Annotated in this window: 16 protein-coding genes and 1 pseudogene; 7 read left to right on the plus strand and 10 right to left on the minus strand. The window is 59.6% G+C overall.

Going from position 1 to position 16635, the window contains the following annotated elements:
• The 5 genes and pseudogenes from AC0L27_RS29340 to AC0L27_RS29360 all read right to left on the minus strand — a co-directional run.
• A partial coding sequence (locus AC0L27_RS29340; RefSeq protein WP_473321206.1) for an alpha/beta fold hydrolase occupies positions 1-916 on the minus strand: 916 nt, incomplete at its 3' end.
• Positions 917-1092: 176 nt separating this feature from the next.
• Entirely contained in the window at positions 1093-1605 is a 513-nt protein-coding gene (locus AC0L27_RS29345) for a phasin family protein (RefSeq protein WP_473321207.1), read from the minus strand.
• 470 nt (positions 1606-2075) lie between these two features.
• Positions 2076-3266 carry an extracellular catalytic domain type 1 short-chain-length polyhydroxyalkanoate depolymerase gene (locus AC0L27_RS29350; protein ID WP_473321209.1) on the minus strand — a complete coding sequence of 397 codons (1191 nt, stop codon included), beginning with the start codon at positions 3264-3266 and terminating at the stop codon, positions 2076-2078.
• Between the two features lie 3 nt (positions 3267-3269).
• Entirely contained in the window at positions 3270-3689 is a 420-nt protein-coding gene (locus tag AC0L27_RS29355) for a CopG family transcriptional regulator (RefSeq protein ID WP_473321211.1), read from the minus strand.
• Positions 3690-4949: 1260 nt separating this feature from the next.
• A pseudogene (locus AC0L27_RS29360) lies at positions 4950-5124 on the minus strand (autotransporter outer membrane beta-barrel domain-containing protein); the annotation flags it as partial.
• Between the two features lie 303 nt (positions 5125-5427).
• Between AC0L27_RS29360 and AC0L27_RS29365 the strand changes: the two are divergent.
• The 3 genes from AC0L27_RS29365 (at position 5428) to AC0L27_RS29375 (ending at position 7606) form a co-directional block, all read left to right on the plus strand.
• Complete coding sequence (locus AC0L27_RS29365; protein WP_473321213.1) at positions 5428-6015, plus strand: phasin family protein; 588 nt, start codon at positions 5428-5430, stop codon at positions 6013-6015.
• Positions 6016-7054: 1039 nt separating this feature from the next.
• Positions 7055-7348, plus strand: a complete 294-nt coding sequence (locus AC0L27_RS29370; protein ID WP_083869852.1) for a hypothetical protein — start codon at positions 7055-7057, stop codon at positions 7346-7348.
• Between the two features lie 27 nt (positions 7349-7375).
• Positions 7376-7606, plus strand: a complete 231-nt coding sequence (locus AC0L27_RS29375; RefSeq protein WP_007595383.1) for a hypothetical protein — start codon at positions 7376-7378, stop codon at positions 7604-7606.
• 601 nt (positions 7607-8207) lie between these two features.
• On the opposite strand, the gene AC0L27_RS29380 is transcribed toward AC0L27_RS29375, so the two are convergent.
• From AC0L27_RS29380 to AC0L27_RS29395, 4 genes are all read right to left on the minus strand, one after another.
• A complete protein-coding gene (locus AC0L27_RS29380; protein WP_473321215.1) occupies positions 8208-9479 on the minus strand; it encodes a lactonase family protein in 1272 nt (423 codons plus the stop codon).
• 573 nt (positions 9480-10052) lie between these two features.
• The gene (locus AC0L27_RS29385) at positions 10053-10631 is read right to left on the minus strand and encodes a tyrosine-type recombinase/integrase (protein WP_473321217.1); all 579 of its coding nucleotides are present in this window, start codon (positions 10629-10631) and stop codon (positions 10053-10055) included.
• Positions 10632-10708: 77 nt separating this feature from the next.
• The gene (locus tag AC0L27_RS29390; RefSeq protein ID WP_473321345.1) at positions 10709-10921 is read right to left on the minus strand and encodes a phage integrase central domain-containing protein; all 213 of its coding nucleotides are present in this window, start codon (positions 10919-10921) and stop codon (positions 10709-10711) included.
• A gap of 155 nt (positions 10922-11076) precedes the next feature.
• Complete coding sequence (locus AC0L27_RS29395; RefSeq protein ID WP_473321219.1) at positions 11077-11301, minus strand: Arm DNA-binding domain-containing protein; 225 nt, start codon at positions 11299-11301, stop codon at positions 11077-11079.
• Between the two features lie 1025 nt (positions 11302-12326).
• Here AC0L27_RS29395 and AC0L27_RS29400 point away from each other — a divergent pair.
• The 4 genes from AC0L27_RS29400 to AC0L27_RS29415 all read left to right on the plus strand — a co-directional run bounded on the left by AC0L27_RS29400 (position 12327) and on the right by AC0L27_RS29415 (position 15782).
• Positions 12327-13649 carry an MFS transporter gene (locus AC0L27_RS29400; RefSeq protein ID WP_473321221.1) on the plus strand — a complete coding sequence of 441 codons (1323 nt, stop codon included), beginning with the start codon at positions 12327-12329 and terminating at the stop codon, positions 13647-13649.
• 144 nt (positions 13650-13793) lie between these two features.
• Positions 13794-14711: an NADP-dependent oxidoreductase gene (locus tag AC0L27_RS29405; protein ID WP_473321224.1), complete on the plus strand. Its 918-nt coding sequence runs from the start codon at positions 13794-13796 to the stop codon at positions 14709-14711.
• A 145-nt stretch (positions 14712-14856) separates the two neighbouring features.
• On the plus strand, positions 14857-15030 hold the full coding sequence (locus tag AC0L27_RS29410; protein WP_473321228.1) for a hypothetical protein: 174 nt from the start codon (positions 14857-14859) through the stop codon (positions 15028-15030).
• Positions 15031-15362: 332 nt separating this feature from the next.
• Entirely contained in the window at positions 15363-15782 is a 420-nt protein-coding gene (locus AC0L27_RS29415; RefSeq protein ID WP_473321229.1) for a cupin domain-containing protein, read from the plus strand.
• A gap of 602 nt (positions 15783-16384) precedes the next feature.
• Here AC0L27_RS29415 and AC0L27_RS29420 read toward each other — a convergent pair.
• Positions 16385-16543, minus strand: a complete 159-nt coding sequence (locus AC0L27_RS29420) for a hypothetical protein (RefSeq protein ID WP_247334835.1) — start codon at positions 16541-16543, stop codon at positions 16385-16387.
• Positions 16544-16635: the final 92 nt, after the last annotated feature.

Here is a 16635-nt window from a genome sequence, read left to right on the forward strand (position 1 = left end):
CATCCGCTATTCCCGCAGCATCTGCATAGGTAACCATGTGACCGGCATCCTCGACCAGATGCAGCACCGAGCTGGGCAACACCTCGTGCAGGCGGCGCGACTGGTCGGCCTCGATGAGCCGGTCACCCTTTCCATGCAGGATCCTAACGGGAGACCGGATGCCCTGATACTGGGGCTGCAACTGCGCGGCAGCTGGAATAAGGAACGCGCTCTCCTCGGCGGCCGCCCTCAACTGCTTGGGCCGGAGAGCCAACGAGAACGGAAATTCATTCTTGAATTTCGGCGGAATGGCACGCGGCGCGAACAGCGTGCGCATCAGCTTCGGCGTAATAGCCCACGATATGATCGGCGAGATAGTGTAGCGCATCAGATCCCCGAGTAGCGGCAGTGCCGGACCTGACATGAGCCAAAAATCCATCCGAAAGGTTGGAAAATAGTAGCCGGACACAAGCACGAGCCCACTCACGGCATAACCGCTTCGCAGCGCCAGCGCGATTGCCACCAGCGTTCCCCAGGAGTGGCCGAGCACCACGGGATTGCGCACTCCAAGCTGATCAAGAGCCTTCGCGAACAAGGAAGCTTGCGTTGTGGCCGTCCAGATGCGCGTGCGCGGACGGTCGCTGTAGCCAAATCCTGGCCGGTCGAAGCAAACGACGCGATAGTCTTGGGCCAGGCGGTCGACCAAACCGCTTAGGATGAGATCCTGAATCATGGTGCCGTTCCCGTGAAACAGGACCACGCAAGGGGCGGCGGTATCGCCCCGTTCAATATAGTGAAGGCGCACTCCGTCGCACTCGGTAAAGACGCCGATCGGGGGATTCTTTCGCTCCGCTGCCACCTGAAACGCGATGTTGCCGAGGATCAAAACGACAAGTCCTGCCAAAACGATCATCAGCACGGCTTCTGTTGTGGACATGGTGTCAACCTATATGCGCCATGGCGGGTACCTCGGATTGGCGGCACCGAGGCCGCTTAAGGCCGATGCTGATTCGGCTCCCTCGTTGTGAGCCGCGCTGCCCAGCCGAAAGCAAGCAACCGCGCGTGCGTGATCCGCGGTCGCTTCCATCCTTTGCCGCAGCGGATACGGCGCAGTTATCGTCCCGACAGAGCGGTGAGCTCTTGGGGCGGGTCGATGCGCCAGAACGGATAAGCCGCCAGTTCTTTCGAATGCAGCCCGACCATATCGAGCCGTCTGTTTGTAAACTCCGTAATGACGTCAAAAAATTCAGTCGGTGACTTGATCGTCGCAAGTCTGAGGCCGAATTCAAAAGCAAATTGCGCGTTGGCCGCGGCTATCTCAAGAAGCTTCGATTGATACGCCTGCATGTTTGCCGTCGCTAAAGCAACGCCTTTCGTTGGATCGCTATCCGTGATTCTCGGACTGAGGTCATCCGGTAAGGCATCCACCCGAGGCTCAATGAAAGGAACCTCGTGTTTAGAGTCATCATAAAGCCCAAGGGGCGGTTCAATCGAGACTGCCGCAACAGAGCGAAGTAAATCCTGTTTCGGGCTTCGAACAATGGCCTGCTTGTTCTGTTGGGCCCGCGCGGCCATTTTCGGATTCCGGGCGCGCTTCGGCGCTGTCGCCGGCTTGCGTTTGCTCATCTGACACTCCAAGAAAATGGGGGGCGACCACAATAATCATTTCTGAAAGGACAACAGGCTTTGTGACGTGGCGTTCCAAGCCCTGTGCATTGTTGGAGTCCCGCATGAACTGAGATTAATCGGACGGTCTGCGCTGTCGAGGATGATTTTAGGTAGCAACTCCAACCAACAAACGTCTAGCTGGCGATCTTCCAGACCTATGCTCAACGGCGTCAGTCTGAGAACGATCAGGCCTCCGCGCGTTGCGCTCTCCGAAGAACCGCTTTATCGCCGACGTTCTCATCACGGACGTCAAGCCGCCCGGAGACATCGACGGATGGCACATACCGAACGTCGCCGAGCGGATTATCCCAAAGTCCCGTTGATCTATGCGACCTGTTTCTCGCGCGTCGCGCCCAGCGCTGGCGGATAGAGGCCGGCTTCGGCGCCGCCAAGCGGTCCGGACGCTCGGCGACGTGCTCGAGGACAACCTACCCACGGAGCGAATGCTCGAGGAAGAAGCGCAGCATTTCCCTCGTCGCATCCGGCCCTTGCGGATCAGTGTAGGACCCGGCGGGGCTGCCGCCTGACCACGCGTGTCCGGCGCCATCGATGGTCCAATGTTCGGAGATCGCCCGACCGGCCCCATCGATCAGGACGGTGCGAGTGTAGGCATGGCCGTGGGGTACGCGTCCGCGAAGTACCTTCGTCGTTGGCCTCGTTGCCCTGGCGGACTGCTCGATAATCTGATCGCCATTCTTTGGGTGCACCGTAGTGTCGCGACCGCCATGGAAAACGATGGTCGGCACAGAAGTTTTGCCGTCCGCAATTGCCTTGGAGCCGCCTCCCTGCCGCATGGCTACGAACGCGGAGGGAAGATCGCTCGCGGCTCCACATGCGAGACCTGAATGAATACCGACGGCCGCGTACAGGTCGCTATACGTTGCGCCCATGATGGCGGCGGCGGCCCCGCCGGCCGACAGACCCGCGACGTATACGCGCTTCGGATCAATCGCATGGTCGCGCATGATCTGGCGGGTAATGCCGGCGATCATCGAGGGCTCGCCCCCGCCGCGGCGTTGATCGCCCGCACGAAACCAGTTCCAGCACTTCGAATGGTTGGCTCCGCTCGGCTGCTCAGGATAGACCACGAAGCAATTCTGCTCTTCCGCCAGGAAGTTCATCCGGGTGCCGGCCGCGAAATCGTCCGGCGACTGGGTGCAGCCGTGAAGCATGACGATCAGGGGAAGCCGTTGTCCCCGGCAGCGGCTTGGGATGAACAGCTTATAGGTCCGGCTTCCCGCGGCGTTACTGAAGGTACCGGCGATAAATCGTGTGTTTTCGGGCACGATGTCCGATGGCGACAGAGGAGCGCGCGTGATCGGACTTCGCAGGCCGAGCCCGGAAAAATCCCGCATGCCGTCGAGCGGTAAGGAGCGTCTGCGTCCCTGAGCAGAGCGCGCCGTCGCAATCTGCGGAGCTTCGCGCTCCTCGACGACGTCGGCCGTGGCATCGATGGTAAGCGGATCGAGCCGCGGGAGCCGAACCTGAGCGGCGCTGCGAGACTCCGGTCTTGGAGCGCTACCGCCCTGGAGCATGCGCTGCAGGAGCGCGGTGGCCTCGACCAGTTGGCCGGCACGCGTGAGGCGTGTTGCTTCGCGGACTATGTCTTGATTCAGCATTGTTCACCTCGTTCTGTCGGCGAGAGCGGCCTTGACCGCGGGAGTGGCGTGAAGGGCCCCCAGCACCGAGACCGACGCGATTGTGGCGCGAGCCAACTCGGGAGTGACGTCCTGGGCGATGGTGGCTAAGCCCAGAACATTAATCTGCAGCATTTCGCCGGCGCGCCGCGCCGCTTCGAGATCCTCGCGAGTGTAGTTGCGCAGCCCGAGGTCCAGGTTCTTCCGGGCCGTGGACTGTCTGACGACCTCTACGTGTCGCTCGAGCTGGTTCCGGATTGCTGTCCGGATGAAATCGGTCCGGTTCGAATAGAACCCTTCCTGCACCATAAGATCGACATGACCGAGGTCGACATGGCCTAGGTTGATCGTGATCTTCTCGGTGTCGGGGACCTTGGGTCGCAACTCGCGCACATTATCGGCCATAGCTAAACATCCATTTTACCATCCGTCTGGATGGTGCATGGATGTCAAGTAGATGTTCCCGGGCAATCTTCAAGGGATGGAACGAATATACCCGCGCCCAAGAGCGCGAGATCGGAGAATGGGAGCGTCACCCGTTTGGACTTTGGCGTCCATCCGGCGAGCACGCCGCTTGCGCTCCCCGGCCACTGGGAATGCATCCAATGACCGTCGAACAGTTTCGCAGGCGCGCCATCACGTCGAGAGCGGTCGCCGCATCGTCGCGCGCCAGGCAAATTCCTGGCGAAACTCGCCTCGATCATCGCAAGCCCAAGGGCCAGCGCGTTCAAGGGCTTCAAGCGGAAACAGGTTCGGCGTGCTCCCACGCCGGGCGCACACCAAAATCGAGAACACCGTCCGGTACCTGGGAATTGAAGTCGACGATGCACTCGCAATAGCAGGGCAGGTCGACGTCTGAATTGGCTGAGCAGAGCGGACCTGCTCTGCCCCTGTACCAGCGACAGCGGACATCACGGCTGAACCGCTCTTCGGCTTAGGGCCAGACTAGGTCCTGCAGGGCTGTGCTTGCTGCAGCCCGGCTTCACTCAGAAGCTGTTGTTCGGTGATAGAGCCATGTTTTCTGACAATGGCTGAACTTCGATTACCTTCAGCTCGAGGCGATTAAGGTCCAGCTTTGAAACCGTCCTCGTAAAACTTGGTATTATCGAGCTCAATTCCATTCTGAGTAACACGCAGGTAGTTCTTCGTATAAGTGATGTAATCCGGCAGCATCTTGTTTGTCGAAGTGCTGCTCGTATGCTGAAGCTATCTTCCCAATTTCCTCCTTGAGATTTTGATCTGCTGCAGTCGCAGGAACTGCCGACAGTAATAGTGAGAAACATACAGCTCCAATGCCCGCATGATGTTGGCTCCCGCTGTTGATGCCTCCCTAGAATAACGGATGGAGACGAGGCTTACCTCCGCCCTCCTACGCAACGTCGATCGCGCGGTCGCCCGGTTTCGAGGAACAGGGTCCTGCCAGTATTACGATTGGTACACCTCGGGCGCACTAGCGCCGACCTGCCACTTTCTTGCTGACTCATCAGATGATCGCGAAGTGACGTTGGCTCCTGCTCCAATATAGCTCAACACCGCGATGTCGGCCATGGGTCAAAGGCTGCCTCGGCCAAGCCGAATCGCGCTGTTCGGCTCGCCTTCCGAAAGCTGACCCCCTCAGTTTTCTGAGCGAAGGGCAGCCACGGGCCAACAGCTGAAGTCGCGATGTTAGCAAGCATATCGCACCACGCTCTTCGGCGTAGCTGCGCGTCACGTTGGAGAACTCCCCTTCGAAGGTTGGGGCCCTCGACCAGCCGTTGATCCATTTCATTTCGGCGGACCGGTCAGCAACCGTCTGCCGTGCGCCGTTGACCACAAAGCTCGTCCCCCGCAGCGTCTGAAACTGGCGTCTATGGCGCTCTGCTCGTGGTTGGTCAGCACCACGCGCCCGATTCGAGCCTAGGTGCGAAACGTCAGTTCGCCTGACTGTGGTACGCAGCGCCCCTATCCACTTGAGGCAATCGGTCCATCGCACTGTAACCAGCTCCACGGGGCCATTGGTGTTCCAAGCTCGGTCGAGCCGCACGCGAAATCTCATTCCTTCCGGAACGGACGTAAACTGACCACGTTTTTTTGCTTAGGATGCAGCTCTGATTAGGGAGACGCAAAGCAGTCCCGAAAATGCCCATGAGAAATGGAGAAGGACATGGCCCACGAACGCCACGAGGACAGGGCTCCCTATAACCCAGAGGATAAAGCCTCTCGTGCTGCCGAGAGAGCAGCTGAGCAGACCCGGCGCATCGGATTGGCCGCGGCTGAGACAAACGAGCAAGTAGTGAAGACAGGCGCTAATCTTGTACTGCAGAATGCAGAGATGTTCCGGAACACGTGGCGCTTTGGCCTGGACATGATGACGGCGATGCTGGGGCGTTCAGCAGATCACATGGGCAGAGCCCTTGGTGTGTCGGGAGACGAAGCTCAGGATGCGACCAAGAGATCTGCCCGGAACGCTGAGAGCATCCTCTATTCGGCCACAGCAATGAGCAAAGGTCTTAACGATGCTTCTCGAGAGTGCCTTGAGCTTGCGCGATATCAGATCGAGAGGAGTATGAAAGGAATGAGCGAACTTTGGCAGTGCCGAACGCCTCACGACTTTGCAGCGATGCAGACTGATTTGCTGCGGGAAAGTTTGGAGCGTACGCTACAGAGCACTCGCCGGATTGCCGACGTTTCGGTGAAGGCGGTGGATGACGCCGCAACACACATGACCGAGACCATGAAGCGAGCAGCCTGATTTGAATTCGAGCGAAACTCAGCGGCCGAAAATCCCGGCCGGTGATCTGCTCGTTGACCTTAAGTCGGGAGGCGTTCGAGGGCACTGGTCATATTTAGATGTCCCGTCACGAAATTCACGGCAAGATCGGTCAGCCTTCGCGGTGATCCGCGAGACCATCCGGGAGATGGACAAGGCCGCGAATCGGCTTGAGGCGACGAGCTGCGCCGATGTTAGAGGACCGCTGATCGAGCCCTGTCGCTCAGAATTCCCGGGGCAAGTTCATGCTCAGGAATTCCACAACACAAGGGTCGCGAGGGCGAAGCACGTAGGCCGGACGACTGGTCTAACACCTGATCTGTAGCGCCCATTGGCGTCAATCCAATTCGGCTCTGAGTTCCGCTCCGGGTCATGAAATGTCGATTTCAACCAGCGCCCGACGTCCGGATTGCCCCGAGAGCCGACGTCGAGCCAAGCGTCTAGCGCGGACGAAAAGGGCCAATACCAGAAATAATTCCGAAGGGTGTTTGCTGATCCAATCCGGATTACCGCGCGGGCGCGTTTAGGCGCTACGTCTCCAATCGTCTGAAAGCCAACGCAGGTTCGGAAGGTCATCGGCTTGAGAATGGCCAACCTCATTAACGAGGAAGTCATCATGATCGATGTCAAGAATCAATGAGAACGTCTCGAAGCACGTCTGTGGAACAAGGGAAAGATCGGCGGCGTAAATCCCCCGCTTCGCCCAAAGTTGCGTGTCCTCTCCTTTCGTTCAAGCCGTGGGGCTGACTTCGTGATCAATCCGGAAGCCATCGCATTGCAACGTTAACGCCGCGCGAGCGGTAGGTTCTTTGACCTTGTCATTTGCGGTAAAAAATCGTCAAGGAGATTCGCCGGCTTTAGGCGCAACAGAGCGCACGATGACGTGCACACCGCCACTGCCACGGCACTGAGCTCTTCGCGAAACACCGCCTTGCGGCGCACCTACGGAACAGCATTACATCGGTGAAATTCGCGGAACGAAACGGCTCATCAGTCTTTCTCTGACCTTCGGGAGGTGCCCATGACTTCTCAAGCCATAGAAGGCGCATGTGCGTTCGCCTGGCGGAACTACTTGCTGCTCCATAGTGGTATTAGTGAGAACGATAACAGGCGTTCCGCCCTCTTTCGCTACGTCACCAATCTTCGCGATGCTGGCGAATATGATTTCGATCTCTTGCAAATAGCAGCGGTCGCTTACCTGAAAAAGCTGGACGAACTGCATGACGACCGACATGCGAGACTCGCCGCAGATCAGGCTTTAGCCGAGGGGTTAGCATCACGTAGTGCACAACCTGGCAGGTCGCTTTGGGCTTAATCACCCGAGCAGAAGGAGCAAGCAGCCATGGCAGACAACATCTCTAACTCAGGCCGTTTCGCGCGCGACGCCCAAAAGCGCACAACCGCAGCGACAGAAATCGGTATGATTGCCTTGAAGCCAATTATGCATTTTCAGGTCTCAATTCTGAGGATGTGGGCCGACAGCATCGAAAGGTTTGCGGGCAATTACGAAAAGGGATTCGAAGAAACCGTGACGGCAGTCGAGGAACAGTCCGACAAGGATCGCGTCGCTTAAATCAACGCGATCGTTCGGCGGAGTCGGAGTTGGGTCATTCGCGTCGATTTTGCCCGCGTCTTCTCGATGTCCGCTCTGGCCCCGACTGCCGACGTGCCGGACACGATTGCGATCTTCGCCTTCGGGCGAACAGCCGACACGTGCCATCGCGCCAACCATCTGCTACCAAGAGATAGTCAGCGCTTCGCCCTTCTCAAAGCGAAGCCTTGACCTTTTCTCTGCCTCGAAGCTCGCCTCTCGAAAATGACGGGACGGCGCGGCTCCTTGACCGGACCGAACAACAGCTTCTGAGTGAAGACCGGACTGCAGCAAGGACAGCCCTGCAGGACCGAGTCTGGCCCGTTACTGACCTCAGCTCAGAACGGCGAGACGGCCGCTTCCGGAAGGTTAGCCGACCAACGTCCTGCAAGCTGCGCGAGGGCTGCCTTTGACCCGCTGGAAGTGGTCGGCTTTAGGGCAGCGCTCCCTAAGCCTTCGTATCATTCCCTGGCCCTTTGGATGGCCGGCGCATTACCTACGTTCAAATTGAGCCACGGCGCTGGACCGAATGAGGCGGCGAGGTGGATCTTGCCTGGTCGAAGCGCGCTCCGCCGGTAGACGCCTAGAATCCCGCGAGACCCTGGGGACTGTTGTAAGGAATCGGATTTCGACCAATCTCCGTCAGTCGGCCGCTCGTCTTGTCGAGGCGGTAGCTGACAAGCGTCGAGGCATTTCCAAAGATCTGGTAAAAGTACTGATCGTCGGGAGTCAGCCAGCTGTCGCTGGGTCCGCTGCTGACGAGCCCGTTCACGGCGCGGAAGGTACCGTCACCCGGTATCGCGTTGTTGGCCGGGTCCTGCAGAAGGCTCAATCGGCCTTCTACGAGCCGGTAGGTCGAGACCGTTCCGTAGCCGAAATTGGTCGCAAGCACGAGCGAGTTGTCGGAGGTTACCTGCAGCCAGCAAAGCTCAGACGGCTTCCCGAGCGAGGTGTCGATCGGGGTCAACGGACCATTGGTCACCCGACCCTCACCATCAATGCGGCTCACTAGCACGCCGTCCCCTACCGCGACACCGTTCAGGAAGGTATCACGACTCCGCTTGAGAAAGGCTACGTAGAATGGCCCCCCGCCGCCGGCATCGGCAAACGAAGCCTCGCCGAGCGTGCCGTCGTCGCGCACCGGGAATATCACGAGCCCGTCTGGGTCGGAGGCGTTCGCCACGACCAGATTTGGTGACCCGTCCGGATTGGCCGCTGGACGAGCGTCGAAGAGGATGTCGACCAGCAGGAAGCGGCCGTCGGGCGACAGAACCGCTTGTGTCGACACCCGATCGGTCTTTTTCGCGGTGTTTACCGAATGACGCTCCGGGCGCAGCTTAAGCTTGCCGTTCTTAGCGACAGTGTAGGAGCGGAGGTGGTTGGGGCCGAAGGCATGGAGTACATATAGTGTTCGGCTTTGGCGGCGATAGACGAGCGACTTGGCCGTTCCGGAGCGCGCGGTTACAGGTTCGCCCGTCGATTGCCGATCGATCATAGTCAGATTGCCGTCTGGACTCACTCGGAAGCTCGTCACACTGTTGTCGCCGCCGTTCGTCGTGAACAGCAGGGTGTTGGATTCGGCTAGGATCACACTACCAGCGCCCTCGAATGCGTTGGGCGCGCTCTCCTGACCGCTGATCGGCTTGAAGACGCCCGAGCCAGCGCCCCCAGTAGGGATACTATTGCGTAATTCGAGTTGCCCATCCTCATTGCGACCGAAGTGCATAATGCGGTTCTGGGTCTCATTGGTCTGCAGGTAGACATGACCTACGAGGTCCGAAGCTGGCGCGTCTACTGGGAGAGCCCCGACGAGAAGCAGCACGAGCGCGATACAAATGAGACGCGGGCGAGCCATATAGTTCTCCTATGTTGGTGCATCCCCGGACGTAGATTCAATCCGAGGCGTCAGCCGGGAGGTGGCATGACGGGCAGTCGGTCTTGTAGTCGGTCGACGTCGTCTTCAAAGGATCGCCCACGTCAACCTGGGACCAACTCAGCCATCACCCCACATTGCATATCGAGCCTCCTGGCTTCTCAATCTGGCATCGCGTCTCGGTGGCGACACTGAAAGTTTCGGTACGACGATGCTTTGGAGAATGACCGTGGAACGCCGGCGAGGGAAATCACCTCTCGCCATAGAGACGATAGACGATCGTTATCGCCGCGCGCCGCGTGTGCCGCAGCGAGGAATGCCACCAGCCGCATCTGCAGAGACTCCCGTTGCCGCCCTTGGACCAATCGAGTTCGCAAGCTGTTCTTGCACACTCAGGTCTGGTGAAGCCAAGTCCCCGACCCGCCACTCGCTCCGAGCTGACCCGGACCCGTTACGTCGCCTCTTGGCCCCTAGCGAGCCATTTGCCCAGCGCGTTGCTGAGTCCGCTTTTTGGGGCAGACCGGACGTAATCGAGACTGTGCGCAACCAACGCTTTCAAGCCTTAGTGTCCTGTGGGTTGCCACGGACCCCTGTTCTCTGCTCGTACAATCGGCTCACATTGGCGCCGCCCAGGAATACGGCCCAATCCTTCATCAACGCGCGGCGCTTTGCCAACTTCTGGCCTTGCTGATAGGTTGCGGTGGTTTCGCTCTTGTACTTGTGCGCCAGCGCGGCCTCGCGTACGCCGTCCGGAGAGTCCGCGCATTCCTCAGCCCAGGTTGCGGAGGCGAAGGTCGACCGGAAACCGTGCACCGTTACGTGTCCGTAGCCAAGGCGCTCAAGTACCGCGAGCATGGCGTTTTCGGAGAATGCACCGCCGTCGGGATTGGTGAAGATCAGTTCACCCTGATTGCCATCTCGCATCTCTTCGAGGACCGCCAATGCGGGATCCGTCAAGGGAACGTGGTGGTCCTGGTCCATCTTCATACGCTCGCCGGGGATTTTCCAGGTCGAGCCCGAGCGATCGATCTCAGACCAATGTCCTTCGACCGCCTCGTTCGTGCGGCAAGCGGTGAAGATGAGGAAGCGCAACATGGCGGCTACCGTCCCGGACGCACCGGCAAGTTGCTTCATGAACGCCGGTGCCTCGATGTACGGCAGGGCTGGATGATGACGGACGGACGACCCTCTTGGGTCGCCTTGGCAGCTTCTCACGCGGGTTTGCGGAAGTCTGCATCGTCGATATTGACGTTCTTTGCGATGATCGTTTCGATCCGACCGCGGACACGGTTCGCGGTCTCGAGCTTCTCCACCCAAATCGGCTTCAGCAGATCGTGGATGTGACTCGGCTTGATCTCCGGGACCGTGAGCCTGCCGATGGTAGGATAGGCGTAGCGCTTAGGGAAGACGGCACTGATCGCGATGCTTCTCGCTCCAGGTCCACCAGTTCACCCGGATGTAGGCTTCCGCGCGTTCCTCGAACGTCGATAACACCACCTTGGCGTCGACAGCTTTCGCCTCTTCGCATGCCTTTTGCCTCTCTCGTACAATGTGACGCCGGCAATGTTGCGATCGCCTTTCACGCGCAACCGCGCCGCATCACGGGCGAGCCGCGCACCGTTGAGCGAGACACCTTCTTAAAGGAGCCAAGACCGTGCCAGCGCTCCTTGCCATCTTTCCAATACCGATATGACCAGCTCTTCGATGTTGGTCCGGTGACGATCAAGCACAGGCCTTCGCCGTCGGCATATTTGCCGGGCTTTTTTTGGCGCTCTACGTCGAGTGGTTTAAGCCTTCCAGCCATTGTTCCTCCGGGAAAAACCGTCCTCCGAACCCACGGTCCAAAGCTACGAGTCGGCCTCCCCGGTCCGTTGCGATCGACCCTGACGAACCGGTCATTCAGGATGGATTTGCCTCGATGTCGATTGATTTATCCGAGCGGTCGTTGAAAGTGGATCAACACTGCGGTCATGTGTGCGACGCGTGTGCTGGTTTCCTCCAGCGTTGGAAGCCAAGTACAGGCTCCGAAAGAGATCACCATTCACTTGTCGAATCGCTAGACGATCGTTATTGCCGCTCGCCGCGCGCCGTGACGCGGTCGCCGGCTGCGCAACGTACCTCGGTTATGAATGGAAGAGAGGACTGTCGCAGCACAATTCCCCGCGGGTATGAAAACTATTCGTATCGGATATTGGAAACTTTCGTCCCGCGCTGCGACCAATAACAACTCACCGCCGCGGATTAATCGAATAACGCCAGGGCTACCATTTCAGTCAACACGAAGCAGGGATCCGTGATGTCCGGCTCCTATTCGCTCCCTACTGAACCCGAAGGCATTGTCGCGCCGCTGCTCAAGCGATTTCACTCCGGTAAGATCAGCGCGATAATGCCCCCGTACGACGCAGAGGCCGTATTCATCGCGAGTAAGAGGGAACCATCACTGATCACACCGAAATCGCCACTCGACTCGAGCGCGATCTCACGGTCTGTCTAATGGTGAAGACCAAGGCGCGACATGTGTTCGTTGCTGGCGATATTGCCCGGATCGTGCTGGACCGTTCAATTGTGTGGCACAGGTCACGACGGCAAGCACGTGCCCTCGGGGGCTCGGAGATTTATCATGCGCCGCGCCGGAGATCGACGATTGCGCTACCTGATCGACAATATTCGAGGGACGCTAGTTCGAAAGGCCGACGGATATATGCGCGGCACGGCAGCTCTCACCCATGCAGCCGCTCGTCGGCCTGGCGTCGACGATTAAAGCCGGTTGGTGAAAATACCTAATTGGAGAGTTTGGACCTGCGCGCCCGAATCTCCGGGAGACAACGGATGCACGGCTCGCTGCAACATCTGACACCAGTGATCAACCAGGCTCACCGGGGCGGCACGCTCCGGCTCGCATTCGTATCCGCAGTCGTCTCGCTAGTGGTCTCGTTTGCCGCGGCGGCCGCTCCGATTCCCCTTTACAACATCTACCGGGCGGAGGACGGCTTCACGAATGTCGGCATCTCGATCGCTGTCGTCGCCTACGCCATCGGCACCATCGCCGCACTCTTGGCGCTGGGACGACTGTCCAATCATCTGGGCCGCCGGTTCACTGCGATCTTTAGCCTGAGCCTGGTACTACTGGGCTGTGTGCTTTTGCTGAATGTGCACGACATCGCTACCCTGCTGCTCGGTCGGCTCCTCGTGGGTCTCGGTACCGGGTCGGCCAGCAGCAGCCTGACATCCTACATCGTCGACGCCGCACCCAGTAGACCGGAATGGTTGGCGTCCGTCGCCTCCAGCCAGGGACCGATGCTCGACCTTACTGTCGGCGTCATCGCCTCCGGTGCCTTGGTCCAGTTCGGTCCCTGGCCACGCGACCTCATATACCTAGTTTGCATCGGCTTCCTGTTATTGTCTGCCGCACTCATTGCCATCAGCCCCGAAACAGCAACTCCGACGCCAGGCGCTTGGCGATCACTGTTACCGCGGGTCAGCGTACCCGCTCGGGTCAGGCACCTGCTCCCTGTTGCGGCGGCGGTGTTCCTGGCCACATGGGCAACTGCGGGCTTCTACCAAGCATTTGTGCCCGCGCTAGTCGAAGATCAACTCCATACCCGCAGCCCCCTCATACTCGGACTGGTGTTCGCCGGCTATATGACACTCAGCGTTCTTGGCGCTCCCATGGGGGGCCGGTTCACATCCGCGCAAGCCCAACGCGTCGGTATGATCAGTTTTCTGGCCGGAATGATCGGCCTCTGCACGGCGGTCACCGCCAGCACACTGGTTTTGTTCATCATCGCAACCATCGTCGCCGGAGCCGGCCAGGGAATCGCCATTAGCGCCGCCGCCCGCGGCTTGCTGCATGGCAGCACGCCAGCCGAACGGGCGCCGATCTTCAGCGCGATCTACCTTATCTGCTACGGCGGTGCCGCCTTCCCTAGCCTTGTCTCCGCCCAACTTTCGAACACGTTCTCGCTACCGCAGATCACGCTCGGATACGGCGGACTTGCCGCCGTCGCAACTCTGTTCACTGTCGTCGGCGCACGCAATCCGTATACCGATACGACGGGAAGCAGCACCTGCGACAGCTCGAACGCGACCGGTTCGTCAAACAGCGAACGCTCTCATGAGAATGGTCGCTGGCCTTGCCGCCACGATCGGTGAAGAAGGCTGCGTAGTGGGATGGGCCACAATCGAGCAGCAATCCGCCGCGCCCCGGTGTAGCGGCGAACCGGACCGCCGAGCGCGAGCTCAAGTTCTCGCCGGAGCACATCCAGTAAAGAGACAAATGATCGGAGAGAAATTATCATGCAGGCGATCGTTGTGACTGACCAGGCTGCGGGAACGGCCGGGATGAGACTGATGCAGCAGCCCGAGCCGTACGCGGCGATAAACGAGGTCATCGTTCAGGTCCATGCGTCGGGATTCACCTCCGGTGAGCTGACATGGCCTTCGACCTGGACCGATCGCCTCGACCGTGACCGGACGCCGACAATTCCCGGCCAGGAGCTGGCGGGTGTCGTCACCGCTCTCGGCTATGGCACGACCGGGCTGTCGGTGGGACAACGGGTGTTCGGTCTGTCGGACTCGTATCGCGGAGGGACCCTGGCGGAGTATGTGGCCGTGGAGGCACGCAACCTCGCGCCGCTTCCGGGCGACGTCGATTTCACGGTGGGTGCGGCCGTAGCGATGCCGGGCCTCACCGCGTGGCAGGGGTTATTCGTGCACGGCCGCCTTGGGGCGGGGCAGAGCGTCCTCGTGCACGGCGCGGCCGGCGCAGTCGGTTCGATGGTGGCGCAGCTCGCACGTGAGGCCGGCGCCTACGTCATCGGCACCGGACGCGCTGCCGACCGCCAGAAGGCGCTCGACTTCGGCGCGCAGGAGTTCGTGGATCTCCAGAACGACGTCCTCGAAGACGTCGGCAGGGTCAATCTGGTTTTCGATGTCATCGGCGGCGACATCGGGAAGCGCTCCGTGGACCTGATTCAAGCCGGAGGAACGCTGGTAACCATCGCCGGGCCGACCGAGGCGCGGCCCGTCGACGGCCTGGCGATCGATTTTGTCCTCGTGTCCGATCGCCGCCAACTGGGTGAGATCGTCCGGCGGGTGCGGGACGGACGACTGCGTACAAACATCGGCAACATCGCGACCATCGAGGACGCCGTCGCCGTTTTGAATTCGACCAAGCGGACCAGCGGGAAAACCATCATCCGAGTTCGTCCGTGAGGAAACAGAAAAGGCGAAGGATTCCCCTCTCCCAAATGGATTGTTGGCGCCCTCCCCTTTGGCCGGCCGGCGCTCCACGCGCCGCGGCGGTACTGCGCGGACCGCGCGCTAGGGAGGGTTCCCGAAGATCGAAGCGAGGATATCTATGATTGAAATCATCGCCGACGTGGAGACGATCACCAAGCAGGCGATACTGTCGTTCGTTGCGACAGCCAACGAGGGCGGAACGCCCAATCTTTTGCCGAAGGCGTCTCTGACCGTCACAGACGGCGTTCTCTACTTCTCCGATATCGCATCCCCGGACCATGCTGAACCTTGAAATGCAATCCCGCCATCGAAATTAACGTGGTCGACATCTTTCCAGAGGCGCGGTTATCAATTCAAGGGCCGTGTGTTGATACTGCCGCCTGACCATGACAAGTCTTTCGCCAACCCAGTTCGCGTGACGAATGGCCAAGAATATCCTGTTGATCACGTTGTCAAAATCGAAACAGCTTCGATCACCCCGTTGCTATCTCCAGCCCATGTCTTTGCCCTCCTCGAAGTCAGGACGAAATCAGGAATAGCTACTATCCTAAGTACGATGTGAAACCCCCAGGACCTAGATGATGGCGTTAACGAAAGCGACCGAAACCCAAAGCGAGAAAGCCCATGAAGATCCGAACCATCATCGCCGCCGACTGCGCCGCCCTCGCCATCTTGATGGCCGGCCTCATGTACGTCCATGATGCCGAAGCGCAAACCATCACGAAGAACTTCGAGGCTGCAATTCCTAACATACCTGGCAAGTCGCTGATCGACTTGGAAGTCGACTACGCACCCAACGCAGCCTCCGCGCCCCACACCCACGCGAGCTCAGCGTTGATCTACGCCTATGTGGTTTCGGGCGCGATTGAGTCGAAGGTGAACGATGGCGAGATGCGTATCTATCGGGCAGGTGAGAGCTGGTCCGAACCGCCCGGTGTGACCCATTCGATCAGCCGCAACGCGAGCACGACCGAGCCGGCGAAGCTGCTCGCTGTTTTCGTCCTCGATACCAATGACAAAGCGCTCACCACTCCCATCAAATAACGCTTGATACACACTCGAAGCGCCTAAAGATCGAGGCTCGCGGCGTGCAAGACCCGCCCTCCAAAAGGGGCAGGGCAGCCCCGGGGCCCAGGATTCGCGTAGCACTCGGCCGGGACGACGCATGCAGCGGTCGTTCGTTGACCCCGGCTTCGAAGCCTCGTGCCCGTCGTAACGAGGGTATAAAAGCCCGGCGACGGGACCGCTGTTGCAACGAAGCGGTTGTTAGTTCGGTCTCAAGTTGGCGCGCTCGCGAGCATACGCGCCTGCTCTGCCGTCGGCGTCGATCCGTGCGATCGCTGGGAAAGCAGGGGCACGATAACGCGCAAGCGGCGTTACCATCCGTCTAACGTGGAGTCCGCCGCATCGCCGGGCGATCTTCCCCCGGCTCATTGTGTGCAGACGTCGGTATGTCGCCGCACCCGTGACGAAGATGATCGTTTGCCGCAGCTAGCTCGCGGTGGAAAACGTGGCATCCCTCCAAGGTGTTGTTGCGCGATGTGCTGTTCGCGTGGCCCCACGCTCGGCTTTCGGCTCGACTGCGATCCCGTGGGCGCGATCGCCGCTGGAGAAGCTGCCCATCAGCTCATGTATGCCCGTCGCATTCAGCGGTCTGCGGATCGAGCTAGTGCCTTGGCTGCATCGTCGAGCGAAGCCTTCTCGGCTCGCCGCTCGTAGTAGTCGGCAAGCGCCTTAAGCTGAATCGCAACCGCTTGGTCGGTGATGGTTTCGGCAGTGCGCAGCAAAGTCTGCGCTGCCTTCAAGCATTCCTTGCCTCGTCGCGAAATCTGATTCCTCATGACGCGCTCGTGCGGTCTTCGGGCGTTTGATCGAAAGCGATCAGGAATCCATTGTG

It is taken from the genome of Bradyrhizobium sp. Ken51, assembly GCF_055807435.1.

What these genes read in the sequence shown, in the direction of transcription:
- AC0L27_RS29365 (WP_473321213.1), top strand. Translation starts at nt 5,428, where the DNA reads ATGGCCCACGAACGCCACGAGGACAGGGCTCCCTATAACCCAGAGGAT.
- AC0L27_RS29400 (WP_473321221.1), top strand. Translation starts at nt 12,327, where the DNA reads ATGCACGGCTCGCTGCAACATCTGACACCAGTGATCAACCAGGCTCAC.
- AC0L27_RS29350 (WP_473321209.1), bottom strand. Translation starts at nt 3,266, where the DNA reads ATGCTGAATCAAGACATAGTCCGCGAAGCAACACGCCTCACGCGTGCC.
- AC0L27_RS29410 (WP_473321228.1), top strand. Translation starts at nt 14,857, where the DNA reads ATGATTGAAATCATCGCCGACGTGGAGACGATCACCAAGCAGGCGATA.
- AC0L27_RS29385 (WP_473321217.1), bottom strand. Translation starts at nt 10,631, where the DNA reads ATGAAGCAACTTGCCGGTGCGTCCGGGACGGTAGCCGCCATGTTGCGC.
- AC0L27_RS29415 (WP_473321229.1), top strand. Translation starts at nt 15,363, where the DNA reads ATGAAGATCCGAACCATCATCGCCGCCGACTGCGCCGCCCTCGCCATC.
- AC0L27_RS29405 (WP_473321224.1), top strand. Translation starts at nt 13,794, where the DNA reads ATGCAGGCGATCGTTGTGACTGACCAGGCTGCGGGAACGGCCGGGATG.
- AC0L27_RS29345 (WP_473321207.1), bottom strand. Translation starts at nt 1,605, where the DNA reads ATGAGCAAACGCAAGCCGGCGACAGCGCCGAAGCGCGCCCGGAATCCG.
- AC0L27_RS29370 (WP_083869852.1), top strand. Translation starts at nt 7,055, where the DNA reads ATGACTTCTCAAGCCATAGAAGGCGCATGTGCGTTCGCCTGGCGGAAC.
- AC0L27_RS29375 (WP_007595383.1), top strand. Translation starts at nt 7,376, where the DNA reads ATGGCAGACAACATCTCTAACTCAGGCCGTTTCGCGCGCGACGCCCAA.
- AC0L27_RS29355 (WP_473321211.1), bottom strand. Translation starts at nt 3,689, where the DNA reads ATGGCCGATAATGTGCGCGAGTTGCGACCCAAGGTCCCCGACACCGAG.
- AC0L27_RS29395 (WP_473321219.1), bottom strand. Translation starts at nt 11,301, where the DNA reads ATGGCTGGAAGGCTTAAACCACTCGACGTAGAGCGCCAAAAAAAGCCC.
- AC0L27_RS29380 (WP_473321215.1), bottom strand. Translation starts at nt 9,479, where the DNA reads ATGGCTCGCCCGCGTCTCATTTGTATCGCGCTCGTGCTGCTTCTCGTC.